At 68.8% G+C, this 21,985-nt stretch carries 26 protein-coding genes; 9 read left to right on the top strand and 17 right to left on the bottom strand.

The genetic code is table 11. The features are described from left to right. The 5 genes from ABZX92_RS26630 to ABZX92_RS26610 all read left to right on the top strand — a co-directional run. Positions 1–257: PfkB family carbohydrate kinase (locus ABZX92_RS26630; protein ID WP_355564750.1), on the top strand; the 257-nt coding region annotated here is incomplete at its 5' end. Beyond that, complete coding sequence (locus ABZX92_RS26625) at positions 254–1,159, top strand: aldolase (protein ID WP_355564748.1); 906 nt, start codon at positions 254–256, stop codon at positions 1,157–1,159. The genes ABZX92_RS26630 and ABZX92_RS26625, both read left to right, overlap by 4 nt. Beyond that, positions 1,156–2,043: a 5-deoxy-glucuronate isomerase gene (gene iolB / locus ABZX92_RS26620; RefSeq protein ID WP_355564745.1), complete on the top strand. Its 888-nt coding sequence runs from the start codon at positions 1,156–1,158 to the stop codon at positions 2,041–2,043. Before ABZX92_RS26625 ends, iolB begins: the two co-directional genes overlap by 4 nt. Beyond that, entirely contained in the window at positions 2,040–3,893 is a 1,854-nt protein-coding gene (iolD, locus tag ABZX92_RS26615) for a 3D-(3,5/4)-trihydroxycyclohexane-1,2-dione acylhydrolase (decyclizing) (protein WP_355564742.1), read from the top strand. Before iolB ends, iolD begins: the two co-directional genes overlap by 4 nt. 104 nt (positions 3,894–3,997) lie before the next feature. Beyond that, complete coding sequence (locus ABZX92_RS26610; RefSeq protein WP_355564739.1) at positions 3,998–4,993, top strand: NADH:flavin oxidoreductase/NADH oxidase; 996 nt, start codon at positions 3,998–4,000, stop codon at positions 4,991–4,993. A 72-nt stretch (positions 4,994–5,065) separates the two neighbouring features. Here the strand turns inward: ABZX92_RS26610 and ABZX92_RS26605 are convergent, their stop codons facing one another. Then, on the bottom strand, positions 5,066–5,254 hold the full coding sequence (locus tag ABZX92_RS26605) for a DUF3073 domain-containing protein (protein ID WP_355564736.1): 189 nt from the start codon (positions 5,252–5,254) through the stop codon (positions 5,066–5,068). 173 nt (positions 5,255–5,427) lie between these two features. Between ABZX92_RS26605 and ABZX92_RS26600 the strand changes: the two genes are divergently transcribed. Next, complete coding sequence (locus tag ABZX92_RS26600) at positions 5,428–6,288, top strand: hypothetical protein (protein ID WP_355564733.1); 861 nt, start codon at positions 5,428–5,430, stop codon at positions 6,286–6,288. Here ABZX92_RS26600 and ABZX92_RS26595 read toward each other — a convergent pair. The 5 genes from ABZX92_RS26595 to ABZX92_RS26575 are packed head-to-tail and all read right to left on the bottom strand — an operon-like array spanning position 6,231 to position 10,428. Then, positions 6,231–7,409: an MFS transporter gene (locus ABZX92_RS26595; protein ID WP_355564730.1), complete on the bottom strand. Its 1,179-nt coding sequence runs from the start codon at positions 7,407–7,409 to the stop codon at positions 6,231–6,233. The two genes, ABZX92_RS26600 and ABZX92_RS26595, sit on opposite strands and share 58 nt — an antisense overlap. 43 nt (positions 7,410–7,452) lie before the next feature. Beyond that, positions 7,453–8,025: an aerial mycelium formation protein gene (locus tag ABZX92_RS26590; RefSeq protein ID WP_355564727.1), complete on the bottom strand. Its 573-nt coding sequence runs from the start codon at positions 8,023–8,025 to the stop codon at positions 7,453–7,455. A gap of 60 nt (positions 8,026–8,085) precedes the next feature. Then, the gene (locus ABZX92_RS26585; RefSeq protein WP_355564724.1) at positions 8,086–8,910 is read right to left on the bottom strand and encodes a 3-keto-5-aminohexanoate cleavage protein; all 825 of its coding nucleotides are present in this window, start codon (positions 8,908–8,910) and stop codon (positions 8,086–8,088) included. Between the two features lie 19 nt (positions 8,911–8,929). Beyond that, complete coding sequence (locus tag ABZX92_RS26580; RefSeq protein WP_355564721.1) at positions 8,930–9,991, bottom strand: folate-binding protein; 1,062 nt, start codon at positions 9,989–9,991, stop codon at positions 8,930–8,932. After that, positions 9,988–10,428, bottom strand: coding sequence for a Fur family transcriptional regulator (locus tag ABZX92_RS26575; protein ID WP_355564718.1), 441 nt, complete (start codon positions 10,426–10,428; stop codon positions 9,988–9,990). Before ABZX92_RS26575 ends, ABZX92_RS26580 begins: the two co-directional genes overlap by 4 nt. 36 nt (positions 10,429–10,464) lie before the next feature. Between ABZX92_RS26575 and ABZX92_RS26570 the strand changes: the two genes are divergently transcribed. Then, positions 10,465–11,307, top strand: coding sequence for an aminodeoxychorismate lyase (locus ABZX92_RS26570; RefSeq protein WP_355564715.1), 843 nt, complete (start codon positions 10,465–10,467; stop codon positions 11,305–11,307). Between the two features lies 1 nt (position 11,308). Here the strand turns inward: ABZX92_RS26570 and ABZX92_RS26565 are convergent, their stop codons facing one another. From ABZX92_RS26565 to ABZX92_RS26515, 11 genes are all read right to left on the bottom strand, one after another. Continuing rightward, complete coding sequence (locus ABZX92_RS26565; RefSeq protein ID WP_355564712.1) at positions 11,309–13,843, bottom strand: glycosyl hydrolase family 18 protein; 2,535 nt, start codon at positions 13,841–13,843, stop codon at positions 11,309–11,311. Positions 13,844–13,927: 84 nt separating this feature from the next. Continuing rightward, on the bottom strand, positions 13,928–14,779 hold the full coding sequence (locus ABZX92_RS26560) for a biotin-dependent carboxyltransferase family protein (RefSeq protein ID WP_355564709.1): 852 nt from the start codon (positions 14,777–14,779) through the stop codon (positions 13,928–13,930). Continuing rightward, positions 14,776–15,363, bottom strand: a complete 588-nt coding sequence (pxpB, locus tag ABZX92_RS26555; RefSeq protein ID WP_355564706.1) for a 5-oxoprolinase subunit PxpB — start codon at positions 15,361–15,363, stop codon at positions 14,776–14,778. Before pxpB ends, ABZX92_RS26560 begins: the two co-directional genes overlap by 4 nt. A gap of 85 nt (positions 15,364–15,448) precedes the next feature. After that, a complete protein-coding gene (locus ABZX92_RS26550; RefSeq protein WP_355564756.1) occupies positions 15,449–16,066 on the bottom strand; it encodes an FABP family protein in 618 nt (205 codons plus the stop codon). Between the two features lie 264 nt (positions 16,067–16,330). Beyond that, entirely contained in the window at positions 16,331–16,630 is a 300-nt protein-coding gene (locus tag ABZX92_RS26545) for a DUF1416 domain-containing protein (protein WP_355564703.1), read from the bottom strand. 5 nt (positions 16,631–16,635) lie between these two features. Continuing rightward, the gene (locus ABZX92_RS26540) at positions 16,636–17,481 is read right to left on the bottom strand and encodes a sulfurtransferase (protein ID WP_355564700.1); all 846 of its coding nucleotides are present in this window, start codon (positions 17,479–17,481) and stop codon (positions 16,636–16,638) included. A gap of 31 nt (positions 17,482–17,512) precedes the next feature. Next, entirely contained in the window at positions 17,513–17,956 is a 444-nt protein-coding gene (locus ABZX92_RS26535) for a DUF4395 domain-containing protein (protein WP_355564697.1), read from the bottom strand. Positions 17,957–18,029: 73 nt separating this feature from the next. Beyond that, positions 18,030–18,101, bottom strand: coding sequence for a putative leader peptide (locus ABZX92_RS26530; protein ID WP_355300619.1), 72 nt, complete (start codon positions 18,099–18,101; stop codon positions 18,030–18,032). A gap of 85 nt (positions 18,102–18,186) precedes the next feature. Continuing rightward, the gene (locus ABZX92_RS26525) at positions 18,187–18,594 is read right to left on the bottom strand and encodes a thioredoxin family protein (RefSeq protein WP_355564694.1); all 408 of its coding nucleotides are present in this window, start codon (positions 18,592–18,594) and stop codon (positions 18,187–18,189) included. Further along, entirely contained in the window at positions 18,591–19,424 is an 834-nt protein-coding gene (locus tag ABZX92_RS26520) for a DUF2993 domain-containing protein (RefSeq protein ID WP_355564691.1), read from the bottom strand. The genes ABZX92_RS26525 and ABZX92_RS26520 overlap by 4 nt, the downstream gene beginning before the upstream one ends. Next, positions 19,421–20,143 carry an alpha/beta fold hydrolase gene (locus tag ABZX92_RS26515; RefSeq protein WP_355564688.1) on the bottom strand — a complete coding sequence of 241 codons (723 nt, stop codon included), beginning with the start codon at positions 20,141–20,143 and terminating at the stop codon, positions 19,421–19,423. Before ABZX92_RS26515 ends, ABZX92_RS26520 begins: the two co-directional genes overlap by 4 nt. A 176-nt stretch (positions 20,144–20,319) precedes the next feature. Here ABZX92_RS26515 and ABZX92_RS26510 point away from each other — a divergent pair, with 176 nt between their 5' ends. Continuing rightward, positions 20,320–21,084, top strand: coding sequence for a response regulator transcription factor (locus ABZX92_RS26510; RefSeq protein ID WP_355564753.1), 765 nt, complete (start codon positions 20,320–20,322; stop codon positions 21,082–21,084). A 10-nt stretch (positions 21,085–21,094) separates the two neighbouring features. Continuing rightward, on the top strand, positions 21,095–21,970 hold the full coding sequence (gene mshD / locus ABZX92_RS26505) for a mycothiol synthase (protein WP_355564685.1): 876 nt from the start codon (positions 21,095–21,097) through the stop codon (positions 21,968–21,970). Positions 21,971–21,985: the final 15 nt, after the last annotated feature.

Genomic DNA, 21,985 nt, shown 5'->3' with positions numbered 1-21,985 from the left:
TGGTCAAGAAGGGCGCCGAGGGCGTGCTGGTGGCGACGCCGGAAGGCCGGTGGACGGTCGAGCCGACACCGGTCGAGGTCGTGTGCGGGCTCGGTGCCGGTGACGCGTTCGGTGGATCCGTGGTGCACGGCCTGCTGTCGGGCTGGGACCCGGTGCGGATCGCCCGCTACGCCAACGCGGCCGGCGCGATCGTGGCGTCCCGGCTGGCCTGCGCGGACGCCATGCCGGACCAGAAAGAGATCGAGGAGCTGCTGTGATCACGGACGGGCAGTGGCGCGAACTGCTGTGGCGGCGGGCCGAGGACCCCGGCTCGATCAGGCGGGCGTACCAGGCGCGCAAGCGGCGCAACTCGTTGCTGGGCGGCAAGTCCACGCTGTTCCTGGTCGCGGCGGACCACCCGGCCCGTGGCGCGCTGGGCGTCGGCGGCGACCCGCTGGCGATGGCGGATCGACGGTCGTTGCTCGACAGGTTGCTGACGGCGCTGGCGAACCCCGCGGTCGACGGTGTGCTCGGCACGCCGGACGTGATCGAGGACCTGCTGCTGCTGGACGGCTTGAACGAGCGCGTGGTCATCGGCTCGATGAACCGAGGTGGCCTCGCCGGTGCCGACTGGGAGATCGACGACAGGTTCACCGCTTACGACGCGTCGTCCATCGCGACGTTCGGGCTGGACGGTGGCAAGATGCTGCTACGTCTGGTCGACTCGGACCCCGGCACGATCCCGACGCTGGAAGGTTGCGCGCGAGCCGTCACCGAACTCGCCGAGCACGGCCTGATGGCAATGGTCGAACCGTTGCCGTACAAGCGTGATCACAATGACAAGCTGGTGCTGCAGAAGGACTCCGCGGCTTTGTCGCGTGCCTCGGCCGTGGCCGCGGGCTTGGGTGCGACCTCCGCCTACACCTGGCTGAAGCTGCCCGCGCCGGACGAGCCGGAGGTCGTGCTGGACACCACCGCGTTGCCCGCGCTGGTGCTCGGCGGTGTGCCGTCCGCGAATCCCGAGGACGACCTCGCGTCGTGGGGCCGCTCGCTGCGCCATCCGACCGTTCGTGGCCTGGTCGTCGGGCGTGCGTTGCTCTACCCGCCGGACGGTGATGTCGCCGCCGCCGTTGCTGCCGCCGCCGAAATCCTGCGCACCGCCAAGGGAGTCACGGTATGACCCTGCACCGTCCACACGGGACGCTCTCGACTCCGACCGAGGCCATCCACCTGATGCCGGAGGACGCGGGCTGGATCTACACCGGCCTGCGGGTGATGCGGATCGAGGCCGGCTGGGTGCACACGATCGAGACCGGCGAGTTCGAGGCGTTCGTGCTGCCGCTGTCCGGATCGCTGACGGTCGAGGTCGACGATCTCAGGTTCGAGCTGCAGGGCCGTGACTCGGTGTTCACCCGCGTCACGGACTTCGCTTACGTGCCAAGGGACGCGTCCGTGGTGCTGTCCTCCGAGGACGGATGCGAAGTCGCGCTGCCGATGGCTCGCTGCGAAAAGCGGCTGACGCCCAAGTACGGCCCGGCCGACGGCGTCCCGGTCGAGGTGCGCGGTTCCGGCAACGCGACCAGGCAGGTCACCAACTTCGGCACTCCGGGCGTGTGGGACCACGCGGACAAGCTCAACGCGTGCGAGCTGATCACCCCGGACGGCAACTGGTCCTCGTACCCGCCGCACAAGCACGACTCCTCGGAACCGTGCGAGGTCGAGAACGAGGAGATCTACTACTTCCGGATCGCCGACCGGGACCAGGTCACCCCGTCGCGGACCGGCTTCGGTTTCCACCGCACGTACACCGACGACGGCACGATCGACGAGGACGTGACCGTGCGCGACGGTGACGTGTTCCTGATCCCGCGCGGCTACCACGGTCCGTGCGTCGCGGCGCCGGGTTACCCCATGTACTACCTGAACGTGCTGGCCGGACCGGGCGACGAGCGCTCGATGGCGTTCTGCGACGACCCGGCGCACACCTGGGTCCGCGACAGCTGGGCGGCGCAGGAGCTCGACCCGCGTTGTCCTGTCACGACTGCTGAGGGGCGAGTGAAGTGAAGCTGACGACCGCGCAGGCACTGGTCCGGTGGATGCTGGCCCAGCGCACCGAACTGCTCGACGGCTCTACCGCCCCGCTGTTCCCCGGCGTGTTCGGGATCTTCGGCCACGGCAACGTCCTCGGCCTCGGCAACGCTCTGGAGGAGGTCCGCGACCGCATTCCGGTCTGGCGCGGCCACAACGAACAGGGCATGGCCCTCGCGGCGGTCGGCATCGGCAAGGCCACCCACCGCCGCCAGGTCGGCGTCGCCACGTCGTCCATCGGCCCCGGCGCGCTGAACATGGTCACCGCAGCCGGTGTCGCCCACGCCAACCGGTTGCCGCTCCTGCTCCTGCCCGGCGACACCTTCACCGGCCGCGCGCCCGATCCCGTGCTGCAGCAGGTCGAGCACTTCCACGACCCGACCGCGACCGTGAACGACGCGTTCCGCGCGGTCAGCCGCTACTTCGACCGCATCACCCGCCCCGAGCAGCTTCTCTCGACGCTGCCGCAGGTCGCGCGAGTGCTGACCGACCCGGCCGACTGCGGCCCGGTGACTTTGGCTCTGCCGCAGGACGTCCAGGCCGAGTCCTACGACTTCCCCGACGCCCTGTTCACCCCGGTCGTCCACCGCCTGTTGCGCCAGCGCCCGGACCTGCGTGCTCTGGCCGAGGCAGCCCGCGCGATCCGTGCCGCCTCAAAGCCGTTGCTGGTGCTGGGCGGCGGCGTCCGGTACTCGGGTGCGGCCGGACGGGCTTTGCGGTTCGCCGAGCAGCACGGCATCCCGATCACCGAGACCACGGCCGGCCGCACCCTGATCCCGCACGACCACCCGCTCCACGCGGGCCCGTTGGGCATCACCGGCTCCACCTCGGCCAACGTCCTGGCCGGTGAAGCCGACCTGGTGATCGCGGTGGGGACGAGGTTGCAGGACTTCACCACCGCGTCCTGGACCGTCTTCTCCCCGTCCGCGCACCTGATCTCCCTGAACGCGGCCCGTTTCGACGCGGTGAAGCACGGCTCGTTCGCCCTGGTCGCCGACGCCGACGAGGGTCTGCGTGAACTCACCGACGTCCTCGCCTCCTGGCAGGCTCCTTCCACCTGGGCCGCGCGGGCCCGTACCGAACGCGCGAAGTGGGACGACCACATCACCTCCCTGCGCCGGCCTTCTACCGGGCTGCCCACGTACGCCCAGGTCGTCGGCGTCGTGAACGACGTCAGCGGCCCGCGCGACTACGTGATGACGGCATCCGGTGGCCTGCCCGGTGAGCTGATCGGCGGCTGGCGTGCCACCGGCGAGTCCACAATGGACGTCGAGTACGGCTTCTCCTGCATGGGCTACGAACTGGCCGGAGCCTGGGGCGCCGCCATCGCCCACACCGAGGGCGTGGTCACCACCCTGCTCGGCGACGGCTCGTACCTGATGCTGAACTCCGAGCTCTTCTCCGCCTCCTTCGCAGGCCACGGCTTCGTCGCGGTCGTCTGCGACAACGACGGCTACGCGGTGATCCACCGCCTCCAGACGGGCCAGGGCGGCGCGGGCTTCAACAACCTCTACGCGGACTGCACCTCGTCACACGCCGAACCCCCGCGCACGGACTTCGCCGGCCACGCGGCCGCGATGGGCTGCGCGGTCTTCCCGGCCGACTCGCTGGCCGACCTGGAAGGCGCGTACCGCAAGGCCCGCGAGGTGGCGGTCAGCGAGAAACGCCCTGCTGTCGTCGTGATCCGCACGCACCCGTCGTCGTGGACCGAGGCCGGGGCGTGGTGGGAGGTCGGCGTGCCCGAGGTCTCCCACCGCGCGGAGATCGCCCAAGCCCGCGAGGAAGTTCTCGAAGGCAAGGCGAAACAGGTCCGCTACCTGAGCTGAGCGTCACCGCCCAGTGACTGAGACGACCTCATGAGAGGGAACAACACACCGGCGCCCGCTCCTTGAACGATTCGTAGGACAACGAATCGTTCGAGGGAGCTCCCGTGAGCCTGCTCTTCTCCCCGCTGACCCTGCGGTCGGTCACGCTGCCCAACCGCATCGCGGTGAGCCCGATGTGCCAGTACTCGGTGACGAAGGAAGACGGCGTCCCGACCGACTGGCACCTGGTGCACCTCGGCAGCAGGGCCGTCGGCGGTGCCGGGCTGGTGATCGCCGAGGCAACGGCCGTCGAGCCGCGCGGCCGGATCTCGCCGCAGGACGTCGGCATCTGGAACGACGAGCAGGTCGAGGCCTGGAAGCGGATCACGGCCTTCATCAAGGAGCACGGCTCGGTTCCGGGCATCCAGCTCGCGCACGCCGGGCGCAAGGCGATCGGTGACTGGGTGCCGGTGGCGCCCACGACCGAGCCGTTCCCCGGCGGCAACCAGCCGGAGAAGCTGACGAACCACAGCGGCATCGTCAAGGCGTTCGTCGAAGGAGCCATCCGCGCGCTGGAAGCCGGGTTCGAGGTCATCGAGATCCACGCCGCGCACGGCTACCTGCTGCACGAGTTCTACTCGCCGCTCACGAACGAGGGCAGCCTCGAAGAACGCATCGCCGTCCCCGTCGAGGTCACCGCGGCCGTGCGGGCAGCGGTCGGCCCGGACGTGCCGGTGCTCGTCAGGATCTCCGGCACCGACTGGGTCGACAACGGCTGGACCGTCGACGACAGCGTTGTGCTGGCACAGGCGCTCAAGGCCGCGGGTGCGGACCTGATCGACACGTCCAGCGGTGGCAACACCGCGCAGGCGGACATCCCGATCGGGCCCGGCTACCAGGTGCCGCTCGCCGAAGCGGTGCGACGCAAGGCAGACGTGCCCACGGGTGCGGTCGGCCTGATCACCGAGGCGAAGCAGGCCGAACAAGTGTTGACGGACGGTTCCGCTGACCTGGTGCTGCTCGCGCGCGAGTTGCTCCGCGACCCGTACTGGCCGCTGCACGCGGCACAGCAGTTGGGTGTGGAGGTCAAGGCACCGAGGCAGTACGCCAGGGCGTTCTGAAAGCGCCCTCAGAGTTCAAGGGCTGGGCACCGATGATCCGGTTGCCCAACCCTTGAACTCTTCAGGCTGAATTCAGCGACGGTAGTCGTCGTAATCGTCGTACGGGTCGTCGTGGGGCTCAACGGCACCACCACTCCCGTTCGGCGACCTTTCGTCACCAGACAGCTCGCGCTGCAGCGCAGCGAAGTCGGTCTCATGAGAGCTGTATTTGAGCTCCCTGGCGACCTTCGTCTGCTTGGCCTTCGCTCGGCCGCGCCCCATGGCTCGACCCCCTCGCACAGGGACGGGGGCGGCCGGGGGAACGGCGGCCCCACTCGTCTCGACAACTAGTTCCTGGTAACTACCGTACCGTGCCGATGGGGTTCCTCGCGACGCGGTAGGCGTGACACGTACCGCCAAATCTCGCGGCCGCCCTCGCGTGGAAGGATGCACAGGTGCCCAGACCGTTCGTCGCCTACCTACGGGTGTACGAACCGTTATCGGTATTGGACGCACCGCTAGCGGCGAAGGTCGAAAAAGCCCTGGAAACCGGGCCTGTGCTCCGGTCGGAGGCAGGTGACCGCGAACGGGAACTGTGGTTGCGATCACAGTTGGGGCGAAAGCTGCTTCCGGGCGAGTCGTTCGACGTGATGACGATCAGTCCGGCCGAGGTGCCGACCTCCGAGGCCGCCCGGGTCGGTCCGGGACCTCTTGTCTGTCCCCTCGACCTCCGGGCCCGGTCCGCCGCGGCTCTGGTGGGCTTCCTGGCCTCTTCTCCGCCGATCCTGCAGGACGCGGTGCTGAACCTGTCCCCGGAAACGGTCCGAGCGCGCGCGAACGCCGTGATGGCCGAGCTCTCGGCCGGAGCGGTCCACGTCATCTCCACGACCTGGACCGTGCCGCTGCCCTGGTTCTCCCTCGTCGACCCGGCCCAGCGCCGCGTGGTGCTCGCCAGCGCCCAGGACGACCCCGAACGGCAGGTGTCCTGGCGGGTCGCGATGGCCGACGCACGTCGCCGCGTCGCACGGGCGTTGAAGGTCGTGCAGGCGTCGCTGGGTGAGGACGGACCCGCGAAGGTCCTCGCCGACACCGGACGGTGGCTGGAGCACTTCCACCCGCACTCGGCGGTCGAGCTCGACTACGGCGGCCTGGTGCAGCTGCTGGAGGACAAGGACCTGCTGGAGGACAGCTCCGCGGCCGACGTCAACGCCATCGTCGACGCGTTGGAGAACGGTGACGCCGAGGAGGTCGCGCTGCGCTACGAGACGCTGCGCGAGTTCTGGGGCGAGCTGGCGCGCAGGGAACGCCACGGCTGAAGCACTACCCGCGCTGCCACGGCCCCCGCAGCTGCCAGCGCCATCGCCGCAGGCCACGCCACGTGCACCGCGACGAAGCTCGCGACGAACGGCGTGACTGCGGCGCTCAGGTAGTTGGCCGAGTTCTGCATGGCGATCGCGGTGGCGCTGCGGCCGTCCGGCGCGAGCTCACCGGCCTCCGTGACCGCGAGGCCGTTCCAGCAGACGGCCAGTGCGGTCGTCGGCACCAGCACCGCGACGAGGGCGGGCACCGGCGCCTGGTCGAGCAACGCGACCAGCACGAACCCCACCGCCGTGGCGACCGCGACGATCTTCAGCGGCCCCACCCGGCTGCGCGCCCGGTCCGACCACACGCCGACGGCCAGCCTGCCGGCGCCGCCGACCGCCTGCGCGATGCCGAACACCACCGCGGCGGCCGTGACGGTCATGCCGTGAGTGCTCAGCAGCGGCACGAGCAGGGCCGTGGCGGTGAACTGGGGAACGACGAGCAGCCCGCTGGCCAGCGACAGCCTGAGCAGCTTCGGGTCCTTGAGGATGAGACCGTGGTCGCTGCCCGCCCTCGTCGCACCGGGTGGCTCGCGGACCAGCAGCGCCACCGCGATCGCCACGAAGGCGGTCACCGAGGCCAGTGCCACGAACGCCGCCGGGACGCCGTGCGTGATCGCGAGGCCGGGCAGGAACGCGGCGGTGAGCGCCGCGCCCAGCGGAGTCGCGGTCTGCCGCACGCCCATCGCCAGCCCGCGGTTGCCGGCGCTGAACCAGGCCATGACCGCACGGCCGCTGGCGGCGTTCACGCTCGCTCCGAAGAGTCCGGCACCCAGCAACGCCAGACCCGCGAGCCACGCGTTGCCGAGTGCCACGGCGAGCAGGCAGGCAGCCGCACCGACGCCACCGATCGTCATGGCGAGCCGTTCGCCACGGCGGTCCGCGAAGACACCCCAGGGGACCAGCGCGATCATGGTGCCGAGGTTCACGGCACCGAGAAGTAGCCCGACCTGGGGCAACGTCAGGGAGAAGTGCTGCTGCAGCTGCGGGCTGATCGCGGGCAGGCCGAGGAAGACGGCCGCGTTCGTGCCCTGCGCCAAAGCTCCGATGCACAGCACGACCCAGCGGTACCCCATGAGGGCACGCTAGGTCCGCTGCTCAGAAAGTGGAACGCCTGTCTTACCTCTTGGGACGGTGGTGATGTCCGCGCTCGGCCGCCAGCAGCTCGTCCACCGACGCACTGCCGCGCTGGTAGCGAGAAGCGATCTCGGCGTTGAGCTTGTCCACGACCACCTGCACCTCACGCCGCCGCACCGACACCGAGGCCTCTTCCGAGATGAACGTCTCCAGCGCTTCGCCGAGGCGATCGTCGGACAACTTGCTCACGTCGGAGAGGTCCACGTCGGAGACGAGCGCCTCGACGTGCCGTTGATGCGCATCAGCACGTGACGGCTCATGGGTCTGATACCGGCCTAGACCAGTTGCCGGGCCAACGGCATTTGTGGACAGGATCGTGGCCAGCTGCTCGACCACCGCCGAGCCGCCGGAGCTGCGGCGCTCCTGTTCCGCGCGCACGATGTCGATCCGCGCGTGCAACAGCCGCCGCAGGTAGGACAGGTCGGTCTCTTCCTGCGCTGCCTCGTCGCGGAGTTCGCGCACCTCGACGAGCGGGCGCTGCTCGACGCCCTCCGTGTAGTCGGGGGCGAGCACCCGGTCGATTCGGCGGCGCCCGCCAGGACGCACCTCGATCACGTGTCCATCCTGCGGTAGATCCTCCTCACCCGCCAACACATCCCATGCACCAAACTTGTCTCAAATGTGCACGCCCAGCAGCTTCCGCGCCTCATCAGGCGACAACGCGGGTCGCTGGGCGATCTTCGAGAGACCTGCCGCACGCGCCACGAGCTGTGCGTTGTCCCGCACCGGCACGCCTCGCGAGTAGCTGATCGTGTCTTCCATACCCACTCGGAGGTGGCCACCCGCACCCAGTGCGGTGAACATCACCGGCAGCGTGGTCCGGCCGATCCCGGTGGCGGAGAACGTTGCCCCGTCCGGCAGCGCGTTGACTGCTGCGACCAGCGTCGCGGCATCGCCGGGCATGCCGCCGGGCACTCCCATGACGAGGTCGACGTGCACGTGACCGCCCGCGGGCAGGCCGTGCTGGTCCAAAAGGCGCTTCAGCGACGCCAGCTGGCCGATGTCGAAGATCTCGTACTCCGGGACGATGCCGCGTTCCTGCATGCCCTTGTGCAGCGCGACGATGAACTCCCAGCGGTTCATGAACACGTCGTCGCCGAAGTTGACCGTGCCCATCGTGCAGGACGCGGAGTCCGGCATCGCTTCGAGCACGCGCAGCCGGTTCTCCTCCGGGTCGTGCACCGATCCGCCGGAAGAGAGCTGCACGACGAGGTTGGTTTCGGAACGCAGAGCCTCGACGGTGGCCTTCAGGCGACCGAGGTCCAGCGACGGCTTCGCGTCCTCGCCGCGGATGTGGACGTGGATCATGGCCGCGCCGACCTGCTCGCAGCTCTGCGCCGTCGCGACCAGCTCTTCCAGGGTCACTGGAAGCTGCGGGACGTCGGCTTTCGCGTGTTCCGCTCCGGTGGGAGCGACGGTGATGAGCGTGCCCTGGGACATGGTCCCGGACTCTAGGGGGTCACCCCCGCAGGTTGCGAACAGCTTCCCGGCCCAGACCGGGGGTGTCCGGCGGCACCGAGTCGGGGTCGATTCGTGCCGGAACCTCCCGTTCGGGGGCTCCGGCGACGAGGTTCGCTTCCACCGGCACAGACCGCTTGACCAGCGCCAACGCGATCGGGCCCAGCTCGTGGTGCAGCACCACGCTGCCCACCCGGCCGACCGCGCGCCCGTCCAGCGTGACCGGGTCACCGGTCTCCGGCGTGCCGTCCGCAGAACCATCCAGGTGGAGTAGGAGCATCCGGCGCGGCGGGCGTCCCACGTTGTGGACCTTCGCGACCGTCTCCTGGCCCCGGTAGCAGCCCTTGTTCAGGTGCACGGCCGGGTCGATCAGGTTGACCTCGTGCGGGATCGTGCGCTCGTCGGTGTCGATGCCCTGGCGCGGCCGCAGTGCCTCGACCCGCAGTGCCTCGAACGCGAAGCTGCCGGCCGGGCGAGCACCGGCGTCGGTGATCCGCTGCCACCAGTCGGTGAGTTCGGCGCGCGGCACCAGCAGGTCGAACGAGCGCTGCAGCGGCCACGACGTCCTGCGCACGAAACCGTCGCCGAGCGCGTCGACGTCGGTGGGCGCGGGGATGCCGAGCTTGTCCAGGATCGCCTGGGCGTCCGGTCCGATGATCGACAGCAGGGCGAACTCGGCCGTGGCGTCGCGCGGCTCGACCTTCGACCAGAAGACCATCTTCTTCAGGTACGCCAGCAGGTCGTCGACCTTCTCGACGTCCAGGAACACCGTGCCGCCGACGTTCGCGACGACCATGTGGTGCTCCAGGCGCCCCTGCGCGTCGAGGATCAGCGCCTCGGTCGCGGCGCCCTCGCCCAGCTGCTCGAAGTGCTGGCTGGTGAGCTGGTGCAGCCACGTGAGCCGGTCCTCACCGGGAATCGCGATGACACCCCGGTTGGAGCGGTCCACGACCACGACTGACCGAGCTGCCGAACGTTGCTCGGCGAACGGGTCGCCGTAGTGCCAGGCAACACCTGCGTCGGTGGAATCGTCGGGCGGCGGGACGGCTCCGGGGAGGATCACTCGGTCTCCTGCTCCTGCTCTTGCTTCAAACAATCACGGCACGTGCCGGACAGCGCGAGGTGGCTCGCATCCAGTTCAAACCCGTGGCGTTCCCGCAATGTTCCGACCAGCGGGTCGAGCAGCTCACACGGGATCTCGTCGATCCGGCCGCACACGTGGCACACGAGATGCACGTGCTGGTGGTCGTCGACCGAGTAGCTCGGCGCGCCGTGCCCCAGGTGCGTGTGCCGGACCAGCCCGAGACGGTCGAGCAGGTCGAGCGTGCGGTAGATCGTGGTGATGTTGACCGTCGGCGCGGTCTCCTGGACGCGCTGGCAGATCTGCTCGGGCGTCGAGTGCTCGAGCGACCTGACCGCGTCCAGCACGAGCTGGCGCTGCGGCGTCATCCGCATGCCGCGGTCGTGCAGCGTTTTGCGCAGGCCTCTTGCGGTCTCCACGACGCAATGTTAGTTGAGTTCAGTAGGCTCCGGCGCATGCGCGTGCTGGCACTGCTCGACGGAACCCTCGCTGACCCCGACTCGCCGCAGATCCGCGTCGACGACCTCGGACTCATGCGCGGTGACGGTGTGTTCGAAACGATCCTCGTGGTCGACGGGAAGCCCCGCGAACTCACGCCGCACCTGGACCGGCTCGACCGGTCCGCCGCCATGCTCGACATGCCCGCACCGCCGCGCGCGGAGTTCGAGCGCGCGGTCGAGCTCGTCATCGGCAACTGGACCGGTGGTCGCGAGTTCGCTCTGAAGCTCGTCTACACCCGCGGCATCGAGGGCGGCGACGGCACGGGCACCGGGTTCGCGCTCGGCATGGAGATCGGCGCGAAGGTGCTCAAGCAGCGCGCCGAGGGCCTGGCCGCGGTGACGCTGGACCGCGGCATCGAGCCGGACCTGGCCGACCGCGCGCCGTGGCTGCTGCTGGGCGCGAAGTCGCTGTCGTACGCGATCAACATGGCCGCGATCCGCGAGGCCGAGCGCCGCGGTGCCGTCGAGGTCATCTTCACGACGTCGAGCGGCTCGGTGCTGGAAGGCCCGACCTCGACCGTGATCCTGGTTCGGGGCAAGACCCTCGTCACGCCGCCGTCGAAGCTCGGCATCCTGCCCGGCACCACGCAGTACGCGTTGTTCCGCGCCGCCGAGCGCGCCGGCTGGACCGTGCTCGTGGAGCCGATCCAGACCGGCGAGCTCTACGACGCCGAGGGCGTGTTCCTCGCGTCCAGCGTTCGCAAGATCACGCGGGTGACCACGCTGGACGGCAAGCAGCTCCCGGACTCGTCGGCCCTGCTGACCGAGCTCCAGGGCCTGTACGAGTCCGAGTACTGAGCTACTTGAGTCCGGCGTCGACCGCGGCCATCAACGGGCCGCGGTCACCCGACATCTCCCAGAACATCGCACCGAGCAGGTTCTTCGACTTCAGCCACGCGGTCTTGCGCTGGATCGACCACGCGTCATCGAAGGTCCACCACTGGTTGCCGGTGTAGCAGGACGTCGCCACGGCGACCTCGTCGTGATAGACGGTGCAGTTCGGCACGGACGCGACGAGGTTGGCGTACCCGCGCGTGCCCGCCTCCTCCGGGAACTGGCCCGGTGCCGCACCACCCGCCTGTTGCCACTCACCCTTCTTGCCGCCGTCGACCACGTTCTGCCAGCCGCGGCCGTAGAACGCGAGCCCGAGCGTGATCTTGCGCGACGGCACCCCGGCGTCGAGGTAGGCCTGCACCGTGCTCGCCACGTCGAAGTGGAAGGAGTACGGGTCGTCCGGGTCCGGGTAGAGGTTGCCCTGGTGCCCGGTCCGGTTCGGCTCCCACGAGTTGTCGCTGCCGGAGCCGTGGAAGTCGTAGCCCTGGACGTTGAAGATGTCCATCGACTGCGCGACCCGCCCGAGCTCCCAGCCCGTCGCGATCTTGCCGGGGTCGGCCGGGGTGAACGCGGTGATCTGGTAGCGCTTGCCGGTGGTGGCGCCGTACGCGTCGATCTGCCGGCGGAACTCCTCGATCAGCAGGGTGTTGTTGGCCTTGTCCTGCGGGCCGAAGTGGTTGCCCGCGTGGCCTTCCGCACCCGGCCACTCCCAGTCGAGGTCGAAGCCGTCGAAGATGCCCGCCGCGGTGCCGGGACCACCGGCGCCGTTGTAGGTCGGCAGGTTGCCCTTCAGATAGATGTCGATGCACGACGACACGAACTTCTTGCGCGAGGCGTCGGTCGCCGCGACGTCGGAGAAGTACTTCGAGTACGTCCAGCCGCCGAGCGAGATCAGCACCTTGAGGTTCGGGAACTTCGCCTTCAGCTTCTTTAGCTGGTTGTAGTTGCCGCGCAACGGTTCCCAGCCGCTGTCGGCCACGCCGTCGACCGACTGCGCCGCGCTCATCGGCCTGCTGTAGTCGGCTTCCGCGTCGCCCGCGCCGTCACCCTGGCTCGGGTCCTGCGGGTTCGCCGTGGTGCCCTTGGTGACACCTTGCAGACACGTCAGGTTGACCGGGTCGATGTTGCCGAACGCGTAGTTGACGTGCGTCAGCTTCGCGGCGTCCATGTCCTTCACGAAGTATTGGCGCCCGTAGATGCCCCACTGCACGAAGTACCCGACGCGGGCGTACCCGCTGACGATGTCACTCGTGGTCTCCGTGACCGCGTTGCTCGCCGCCGACACGTTGTCGTAGGTGTCGCGGGCCCGGACGGTGAACGTGTAGCTCGTCGACGGCGCGAGGCCGCTGACGGTCGTCGTCGTGCCGGAGACCGTCATCTTCACGGTCGAGCCCTGGTAGACGTCGTAGTTCGCGACACCGCTGTTGTCCGTGGAAGCGTTCCAGGCCAACGTGATGCTGCCCGCGTCCTTGGCGGTCGAACGCAGGTTGCCCGGCACGCTCGGCGGTGTCGTGTCGGTGGCGGGGTTGTTGGTCGTGACGCTCACCGCCGCGCTCGGTGCCGACTGCGTGCCCTTGGTGTCCTTGGCCCGCACGGTGAACGAGTACGCGGTGTTCGGGTTCAGGCCGGTGACGATCGCGGACGTCGTGGTGCTGCTCGTCGCGAGGGTGCTGCCGTTGTAGACGTCGTAGCCCGCGATCGGCAGCGATCCCGCCGTGGAGGCGTTCCACTGCAACGTCACCGTGCGCGTGGTCTTGCTCGGCGAGGTCAGACCCGTTGGCGCGCTTGGCGGAGTGTCCGGAGCGCCGCTGCAGTTCGCGTTGTTGATGCGGCACGTCACCGGATCCACGTTGGAGCTGATGGAGAACGTCGGGCTGTACGGCTCGGTGCTACCGCTCGCCGCGACGCTCTTGTTGTAGTAGGCGGGAGTCAGCGTGACCTGGTTGCCGGACTGGGCAACCGTGCCGTTCTGGCCGTTGCTGACGGTCACGCCGTTGGGCAGCGTGAAGACGATCGACCAGTCGGCGATGGCCGCGGTGGTGTTGTTGCGCACGATGAACTTCGCGGTGCCGCCGGCGACCGAGTAGTCGGCGGTGACACCACTGGCGGGCGGCGCCGGATCACCGCTGCCGTCGCACGCCATGTTGTTGATCGTGCAGGTGGCCGGGTCGGAGGCCGAGCTCAACGTGAACGTCGGGCTGTACGGCTCGGTGTTCCGTCCGGCGGGGATGTTGTTGATGTAGAAGGCCGGAGTGAGGGTCACTCTCGTGCCGCTCTGGGTGGTCGTCGCGTTCTGGACGTTGCTGACCGAGACACCGGCCGGCAGGTCGAACTTGATCGACCACCCGTTGAGCGCGGTCGCGGTCGCGTTGGCGACCACGAACTTGCCACTCGTGCCGGTGCGGGAGAAGGTCGCGGTGATGCCCGTGGCGGCCTGTGCAGGGACCGCCAATGCGAGCACAGCGACCAAAATCGCTAGGAGGGCAGGGATTCGGCGCATGCGGAGCTCCAGGTAGGTAGAGGTCCGCGGCGGCCTGTCAGTTACGGTACTTTGGTCTGGACCACTAGGTCAACGGTGTGGTCCTCAGACGATCGGGCGGAACCTGACGCTCGTCCCCGGCCGCGCCTGGCCGAGAAATCCCAGGTGATCACGGTCGACCACGCCGATGACGGGATAGCCGCCCGTCGTCGGATGGTCGTTCAGGAAGACCACCGGCTGGCCGTCCGGCGGCACCTGGACCGAGCCGGTGATCATCCCCTCGCTGGGAATCTCGCCGTCACGACGATTCAGCTTCGTCCCGTTGAGTCGCGCGCCGACCCGGTTGCTGCGGTCGCTGACAGACCATTCCCCTTGCCTCAGCTGGGTTTCCGCGTCGTCGAACCAGTCGTCGCGCGGGCCGAGCAGGATCGGGATGACCAACGTTTGCAGCGCTCGGTGTGGTGGCACCACATCCGCTCCGGTTGGGACGTTCGGCGTACCGAGCGGCAGAACGTCGTTGTCCCGCAACGGGTCTGGACCGATTCCGGACAGCAGGTCGGTCGAGCGGCTGCCGAGCTCTTCCGGGACGTCGATGCCGCCGGAGATCGCCAGGTAGGTGCGCAGGCCGGTGTCCGGCGTGCCGATCTTCAGCGTCGAGCCCTTGGGCAGGTGCAACGGCTGGTGCGAGTCGGCGAGCTTGTCGTCGATCCAGAGTCTTGTGTGCGGGCCGGTCACCGCGATCGTGCAGGACGCGTCGGCGGTGAGCTCCGAGCCGCCCAGCAGGAGTTCGAGCCCGGCGGCGGCTTCGTCGTTGCCGACGAGCCGGTTGGCGAGCTTGAGCGAGTCCGGGTCGACCGCGCCGGACGGCGGCACGCCGAGGTGCGCGTTGCCGGGGCGGCCGAGGTCCTGGACCAGCGCCTGCGGTCCGGTGCGGATGATCGTGATCTTGCGGTTCATGCCACCACGAACCTGACCTGATCGCCGGGCTGCAGCAGCACGGGGGTCTCGGCCAACGGGTCGAACAGCGTGATCTCGGTGCGGCCGATCAATCGCCAACCGCCCGGTGTGGCCCTGGGGTAGGCGGCGGTGAACTCACCCGCGATGCCGACGCTGCCTGCCGGAACCTTCGTGCGCGGCGAGTCGAGCCGCGGCTGCTGGAGTGACGCGGGCAGGCCGGTCAGGTAGCCGAAGCCGGGTGCGAAACCGCAGAACGCGACCTCGTAGGTGGCGTCGGTGTGGAGCTTGACGACCTCTTCGGGGCTGATGCTCGCCGTTTCGGCGACCAGGTCGAGGTCCGGTCCGTCGTAGATCACCGGGATGGTGATCTCGCGGGGGTGGGTCTTGGGCGCCTTGGTCAGGTCGACGGTGGCGAGTACTTCCCTGACCTGGGTGAGGGCACCCTTGACCAGCACTGTTCTGGCAGCGGGCACCAGTTCGTCAACGCCGTCGAGGCCTTCGAGAGCCGCGCGGACGGCCGCCACCTCGGTCAGTGAGTCGACCTCGACCAGGAGGGCGTCGGTTCCGCAGCGCCGGAGCAGCATGGACCCATGTTACGGGGAATCGTGGGATTGTTGAACAATCCCACGACCCGAAGTTGTCCGCGTGTCGACCCGGCCGTGCGTCAGGTCAGCCGACGATGCGCTTGAGGTGTGCCGACGCGTGCGGTTGCATCGGCTGGCCGACCATCGCCCGCTCCTCCACGTAGGCGAGATCGCCGTTGTTGACGATGCCGTAGAGGCGCTGCGAGCCCTGGACTTCCTTGGCGCTCGCGCTGCGGATCACGGCGTCCGTCTCGAACTCCCAGGAGGTGTTCGTGCGCGGCTTGCCGTAGTACAGCTCGACGATGCCCGTGTTGTGCGTGAGCAGCAGCTCGATGGTGTCGTCCGGCTGCGGGCGCCAGAAGCCCTGTTCTCTCGCTGCCGGGCGGATGACCTCGCCGGCCTCGTTGAGCAGCCATGACCTCGCTTCGTAGACGAGGAACGGGCGGCCGTCGTGGGCGAAGGTGATCTGCTGGCCGAAGCGGAACGGCCCGTCGATCGTCGGGTAGACGATCTCGCCTTCGCCTCGCCAGACGCCTACCAGTGGGAGCACTGACAGCAGGGCGTCGTTGAGGTTCGCCCCTTCCCGCAGGTTCGCCGTGTCGCCCGGGACGGGCATGTCGGTGAACTGGGGAAGGTTGCGGGCCCGCGTCGCCGCGGCTCGCTCTTCTGCCAGGCGGATGGCTTCGTCGCCGCTGCCCGGGATGGGGGTGCCTGCGGTCATCGCTGGTCGGAGTAGAGGCGGTACACGACGTAGCCCGCGAACCACATGACTGCGATGGTCACTAGCACCAGGAGTCCGGTGAAGATGTGTTCCACGGGGTGGAGGATATCTCGCCCCGGTTGACGTGCAGGGTTGTGGTGGTGGAGGACTCAGTTCGTGCCGCCGTTCCGGGCGCGTTCCTTGCCTTCGGACGTGGAAGGGCCCGGCGGTCAACACCGCCGGGCCCTTCGTCATACCAACCAGGTGTCAGGCGACTGCGATCTGCAGCTCGTGGATGCCGGGGCCCGACGCCGAGATGTCGGCCTGGCCGTTGCCGGTCTTGTGCAGAGCGCGAACAGTCCAGCTGCCAGGCGCCGCGAAGAACCGGAAGTCCCCCTCAGGCGAGGAGACGACCTCGGCGGTGAACTCGCCGGTCGAGTCCAGCAGGCGGACGTAGGCGCCACCGACCGGAGACCCGTCAGCGACGACCTTGCCCTGCAGGACGGTTTCGGTGGTTGCAACGTCGATGGAGCCGCCCTGGACGGGCGCGCCGCATGAGTCGGACATGAGAATCAGGCCTCCTTGCCGGAACCGAGTTCGATCGGCACGCCGACGAGCGAGCCGTACTCCGTCCAAGAACCGTCGTAGTTCTTGACGTCTTCGTGGCCGAGGAGCTCGCGCAGGGCGAACCAGGTGTGCGAGGAGCGCTCGCCGATGCGGCAGTAGGCGATGGTCTTGCGGCTGCCGTCGAAGCCCGTCTCGGCGTAGATCTCGCGGAGCTCGTCGTCGGACTTGAAGGTGCCGTCCTCGTTGGCGGCCTTCGACCACGGCACGTTCACGGCCGAGGGGATGTGGCCGGCGCGCTGGGCCTGCTCCTGCGGGAGGTGGGCCGGGGCCAGCAGCTTGCCGGAGAACTCGTCAGGGGAACGCACGTCGACGAGGTTCTTGTTGCCGATGGCGTCGACGACCTCGTCGCGGAAGGCGCGGATCGAGAGGTCCTGCTCCTGCGCCTTGTAGGAGGTCGCGGAACGGGTGACCTCCTCCTTGTCGAGGGGACGGCCGTCGAGCTCCCACTTCTTGCGGCCGCCGTCGAGCAGCTTCACGTCGCCGTGCCCGTACAGCTTGAAGTACCAGTACGCGTAGGCCGCGAACCAGTTGTTGTTGCCGCCGTAGAGGATCACCTGGTCGTCGTTGGAGATGCCCTTGGCCGAGAGCAGCTTCTCGAAGCCCTCGCGGTCCACGAAGTCGCGGCGGACCTGGTCCTGGAGTTCGGTCTTCCAGTCGATGCGCACGGCGCCGGGGATGTGGCCGCCTTCGTACGCGGTGGTGTCCTCGTCGACCTCCACGAACACGACGCCGGGCGTCTGGAGGTTCTCCTCGGACCAGGCGGCCGAGACCAGCACGTTCTCACGGCTCATGGGACGTTGCTCCTGTTGGTAGTGCGTGGGCTTATTGCGATTGCGGACGTGCGAAGGCGGGTGCGTACCGGCGCAGCAGCAGGTACATCTCGCACCCGAGGCACAGGCCCAGCGCGGCGTTGAGCAGCGCTGCCACCAGTGCGAGGGCCGTGGCCACCAGGCCGAGCGTCGTCAGACCCGTGGCGTAGCCGAGGGTTCCGATCAACGCGAACACGAAACCGACGCCCTGGGCGAAGCGCAGCGGTGCCGCCTCTTCGCGTTCGGTGGTCGGGGTGATCCGGGGCTGGATCGCGTAGCGGTAGACGTGGCCCCACGGGTTGAGCTTCAGCGAGATGAACGCGCACATCGCGAACAGCACCGTCTGCGCGGCGAGCAGTCGCCACCAGCCGGTGAGGAGAACGATGGCCAGGACGATGGTGGTCATCCAGGCGGAGAAGCGCGGTCCGCGCGGGTCTACTGGGGCATCTTTGGGCACGACGACCTCCGGACATTCGGACGAGGAGAAATTCAGTCCGTCAGAGGTAGCTGCTGGGCGTCAAGCGGCCCAATCAGCTCGTCGTGCGACACAGGCTGCTGCGGACGCGGCACAGGTCAACCGCGCGTCGCTTCGTGAGCAGCATTGTCATGCCAGCGAGGGTAGCCCTCAATCCCTCGGTCCGGGAGGTATGTCCATCTGGTGGAACAACCCAGGTTCACTCGACCGGATTAGGGCAGATGTGGCTCCAGCGCGGCGAGCAAAGTGTCGCGTTTCGGCACGCCACCGACTCGCAACACCTCCACGCCGTCAGCCGTGAGAGCCAACGTGGTGGGCGTGCGCATGACGCCCAGCGAAGCGGCCACGTCCGGCAGGTTCGTCACGTCCAGCTCGGCGTGCGTGAGGCCGTCGGTGCGCGACGCCAGGTCGCTCAGGATCACCTTCGCGTGCCGGCACGGCGCGCAGAACGTGGTGGAGAGCTGGACCAGCGTCACCCCCGGCGCGAGCAGGTCGCGCACGGGAGCGGGCAGGTCGGCGGAAGTCTCACGCGAAGTGATGCGGCCCTCGCGGACCTTGAGCAGCACACCGATCGCACCGGCCACGGCCAGCGCGCCCAGCAGCGCCCACACACCAGTCATCGTTGGACCAACGGTACATCCGCGATGACGCCGGACAGCACGAACGCACCCGGCTCCACCCGCACGGCGGTGGGCGTGGCGCCGAACGGCAGCTTGCCCGGGTCGATCTTGACCGCGAGCGCCTGGCGCAGCGTCGGGATGATGTTCTTGAGCGAGAGGTCGTCCAGCGTGATCTCGTCGACCGTGATCTGGATGGCGCCACCGGCCAGCGAGACCTGGCCGTACGCGGTGAGCTTGACGTCCTTGCCCGCGACGTTGGTCTGGCCGGAGAGCTTGATCGCGGCGGTCGTCTGCGGCGCCGGCGGCGTGTCAGCGGCCGTCGTGGTGGTGGTCGTCGTCGTGGTGACCCGGTTGTCCGGGTCGATCGAGAGCTTGTCGAACGGCGTGACCTGGCTCGCGAGCCGGTTCAGGTCCAGCGACTTGATCTTGACGCTGCCCTCGACCTGGTCGATGGTCGCCTTGGAGACGTTGCCCGCCAGCAGGTCGGCGAGCTCCACGCGGGTGTGCCGCAGGTCGGCGTGGATGTCGAGGTCGCGCAGGTCGACGCCCTGCGCCTCGTTCTTGATCGGCACGCCGGACGCGTCGATCGCCACGTGCGTGTAGTCGCCGCGGACCGCCTGGAGCATGAACGGGAAGCCGTTGATGCGCACCGACGGGTCCTCGTCGAGCTGCAGCTTCTCCCGCATCCGCTGGGCGATCTGGTACTCGCCGGCCGCCGCCAGCGCGAAGTCGGCGGCCACCAGCAGCAGTGCCAGCACGATCACCGTGATCAGGAGGAACTTCCCGCGCCGGGACTTCTTCCGGGGCCGTGCAGGGGTGTGCGCAGTCATTCCTCGTCCTCGACTTTGCCGGCGATCCATGCCGCCATCCGGTCTACCAGGTCTGGAGTCGCGGCTGATTCCGCGTGCCGCATACCGGGCTCGATCCACAGCTCGGCATGTCCTGAGGACGCGCGGTGCAGTGACTTGGCGTGCTCCTGGTCGAAATAGTGGTCCAGGTCACCGTGCACGATCAGCAGTGGGGTGGGCGTGATCCGCGCCACCACCTCCAGCGGACTCTCCGGCGGTTGTACCCAGCTGTCGCCGAGCCGAACCCCGAGTGCCCGTGCGGCCAGCTTGCCGTGCGGCTGCTCCAGCAACCAGTGGACGCGCCGCATCGGTGCCGTCTCCCGCGACCACCACCTGGCCGGGCCGCTCACGGAGACCACGGCATCAGGCCTGGTTTCACCCAGCGCGGCGTGCCGGATGACGATCGAGGCACCCATCGAGAACCCGACCGTGGCGATCTTCGAGTAACCCAGTTCGCGGGCGGTGAGCACCGCCGCTTCGATGTCGTGGATCTCGTCCGCGCCGACCGTGGAGCGTCCCTCGGACCGTCCGTGGCCGCGGAAGTCGTACGCGACGACACCGCCGTGCGCGGCCAGCCGGGCCAGGACCCGCGCGACGTACGGCTTGGTCACGTTGTTCGTGAATCCGTGTCCCACAACGAAAGCGAGGTCGTTTTCACTCTTGTAGTGGACGCCCTGCAAGCGCACGCCGTCATGTGACATGGATGTAACAGGCGTGACGCTTGTGGAAACAACTGTGAGCACGACTTCTTGACCTGGGACTTTCTCGGGTTGCACCGGTATTGTCTCCGTCATCCGCAGGCAACGGGGCCCGGTCACCGTACGCCCGTGTGCTGGTCAGAGGTGACCAGACCACGGCCGAGAAGGAGGGCGCCGCGATGAGCATCGACGTGCTGCTGCTGACGACAGACCCCGACCCGGAGGCCGTGCTGCCCGCGCTGGCACTGCTCCCGCACGCGGTCCGCCCGCTGCGTCCCGAGGTCTCCGCACTGCTCGAAGCCGGTCCCCACGACATCGTGCTGGTCGACGCCCGCACCGATCTCGTCGGCGCCCGCTCGCTGTGCCGCTTGCTCGACTCGTCCGGCGTGGACGTGCCCGTGGTGGCGGTCGTCACCGAGGGCGGTCTGGTCGCCGTCAACTCCGACTGGTCGGTCGACGAGATCCTGCTGCCGAACTCCGGCCCGGCCGAGGTCGACGCCCGCCTGCGCCTGGTGCGCTCGCGCCGCGGCTCCACCCAGCCCGGCGGCGACGGCGCTCTGCAGCTCGGCGACCTCGTGATCGACGAGGCCACCTACACCGCGCGCCTCAAGGGCCGCCCGCTCGACCTCACCTACAAGGAGTTCGAGCTGCTCAAGTACCTCGCGCAGCACGCCGGCCGGGTCTTCACCCGCGCGCAGCTGCTGCAGGAGGTCTGGGGCTACGACTTCTTCGGCGGCACCCGCACGGTCGACGTGCACGTGCGACGGCTGCGCGCCAAGCTCGGCCCCGAGCACGAGGCGTTGATCGGCACGGTGCGCAACGTCGGCTACAAGTTCGTGCGCCCCCCGCGCCCCGGCTCGTCGCGCCGCCCGGCCGAGATGGCCGAGGTCGACGAGATCAGTGACTCGGTCCACGTTCTGGATGAGCGTTTGATCGCGCGGTAGGTTCGCCTGTGTGGCGCAACTGAGCTGGTACGACGAGCTGACGACCGATCAGGCTGCCGAGGTCGGGCAATTGCTGGCGGCTGCCGAGAGCACCGACGGCGTGGCACCGGTCGGCGAGGCCGTGCGACTGCGGATGCGCCCTGGTGCGCACGGCAGCAAGCACCTCCTCGCGCACCTGAACGGCGAGCTCGCCGGGTACGCGCACGTCGACATGATCGGTGACTCGGGCGGCCACAAGGTCGCCGAGTTCGCCGTGCACCCGAAGTACCGCCATCAGGGCGTGGGCGAGGCACTCGTGAAAGCGCTCCCGCAGGAGCCCCTGCGGATCTGGGCGCACGGCGGGCACCCGGACGCCGAGAAGCTCGCGGAGAAGATGGGCTTCCGCAAGGTGCGCGAGCTGCTGAGGATGCGGCTGCGGGTCGAGCACGAGCTGCCCGAGCCGAAGATCCCCGAGGGCATCACCATCAGGCCGTTCGTCCCCGGCAAGGACGAGGCCGCGGTCGTCTACGTGAACCACCGCGCGTTCGACTGGCACCCGGAGCAGGGCTCGATGTCGATCGAGGACGTCCGGGCCAAGGAGGGCGAGGAATGGTTCGACGCGAAGGGCTTCCTGCTCGCGTTCGACGCGGACGGCCGGCTGGCGGGCTTCCACTGGACGAAGGTGCACACCCCGGACCTCGGTGAGGTCTACGTGGTGGGTGTCGACCCGGACCGGCAGGGCGGTGGTCTCGGCAAGGCGCTGACGCTCGCCGGGCTCGCGCATTTGCGGCAACAAGGCGTCAAAGAAGTGATGCTTTATGTCGAGGCCGACAACGCTCCGGCAGTGCGTGTTTACACTGGGTTGGGATTCACTCTTTGGGATGCTGACGTCCAGTACGCCCGGTAGTGAACGAAGCGTCAC

Source organism: Lentzea sp. NPDC006480, from assembly GCF_040611995.1.
Taxonomy (GTDB): Bacteria; Actinomycetota; Actinomycetes; order Mycobacteriales; family Pseudonocardiaceae; genus Lentzea.
This window is presented reverse-complemented; position numbering and strand designations above follow the sequence as displayed.

Bases quoted from the DNA above. Each gene is read 5' to 3' on its own strand.
- iolB (WP_355564745.1), top strand. From the start codon at position 1,156: ATGACCCTGCACCGTCCACACGGGACGCTCTCGACTCCGACCGAGGCC.
- ABZX92_RS26605 (WP_355564736.1), bottom strand. From the start codon at position 5,254: ATGGGGCGCGGCCGAGCGAAGGCCAAGCAGACGAAGGTCGCCAGGGAG.
- ABZX92_RS26595 (WP_355564730.1), bottom strand. From the start codon at position 7,409: ATGGGGTACCGCTGGGTCGTGCTGTGCATCGGAGCTTTGGCGCAGGGC.
- ABZX92_RS26585 (WP_355564724.1), bottom strand. From the start codon at position 8,910: ATGTCCCAGGGCACGCTCATCACCGTCGCTCCCACCGGAGCGGAACAC.
- ABZX92_RS26570 (WP_355564715.1), top strand. From the start codon at position 10,465: ATGCGCGTGCTGGCACTGCTCGACGGAACCCTCGCTGACCCCGACTCG.
- ABZX92_RS26565 (WP_355564712.1), bottom strand. From the start codon at position 13,843: ATGCGCCGAATCCCTGCCCTCCTAGCGATTTTGGTCGCTGTGCTCGCA.
- ABZX92_RS26560 (WP_355564709.1), bottom strand. From the start codon at position 14,779: ATGAACCGCAAGATCACGATCATCCGCACCGGACCGCAGGCGCTGGTC.
- pxpB (WP_355564706.1), bottom strand. From the start codon at position 15,363: ATGCTGCTCCGGCGCTGCGGAACCGACGCCCTCCTGGTCGAGGTCGAC.
- ABZX92_RS26545 (WP_355564703.1), bottom strand. From the start codon at position 16,630: ATGTCCGACTCATGCGGCGCGCCCGTCCAGGGCGGCTCCATCGACGTT.
- ABZX92_RS26540 (WP_355564700.1), bottom strand. From the start codon at position 17,481: ATGAGCCGTGAGAACGTGCTGGTCTCGGCCGCCTGGTCCGAGGAGAAC.
- ABZX92_RS26525 (WP_355564694.1), bottom strand. From the start codon at position 18,594: ATGACTGGTGTGTGGGCGCTGCTGGGCGCGCTGGCCGTGGCCGGTGCG.
- ABZX92_RS26520 (WP_355564691.1), bottom strand. From the start codon at position 19,424: ATGACTGCGCACACCCCTGCACGGCCCCGGAAGAAGTCCCGGCGCGGG.
- ABZX92_RS26515 (WP_355564688.1), bottom strand. From the start codon at position 20,143: ATGTCACATGACGGCGTGCGCTTGCAGGGCGTCCACTACAAGAGTGAA.
- ABZX92_RS26510 (WP_355564753.1), top strand. From the start codon at position 20,320: ATGAGCATCGACGTGCTGCTGCTGACGACAGACCCCGACCCGGAGGCC.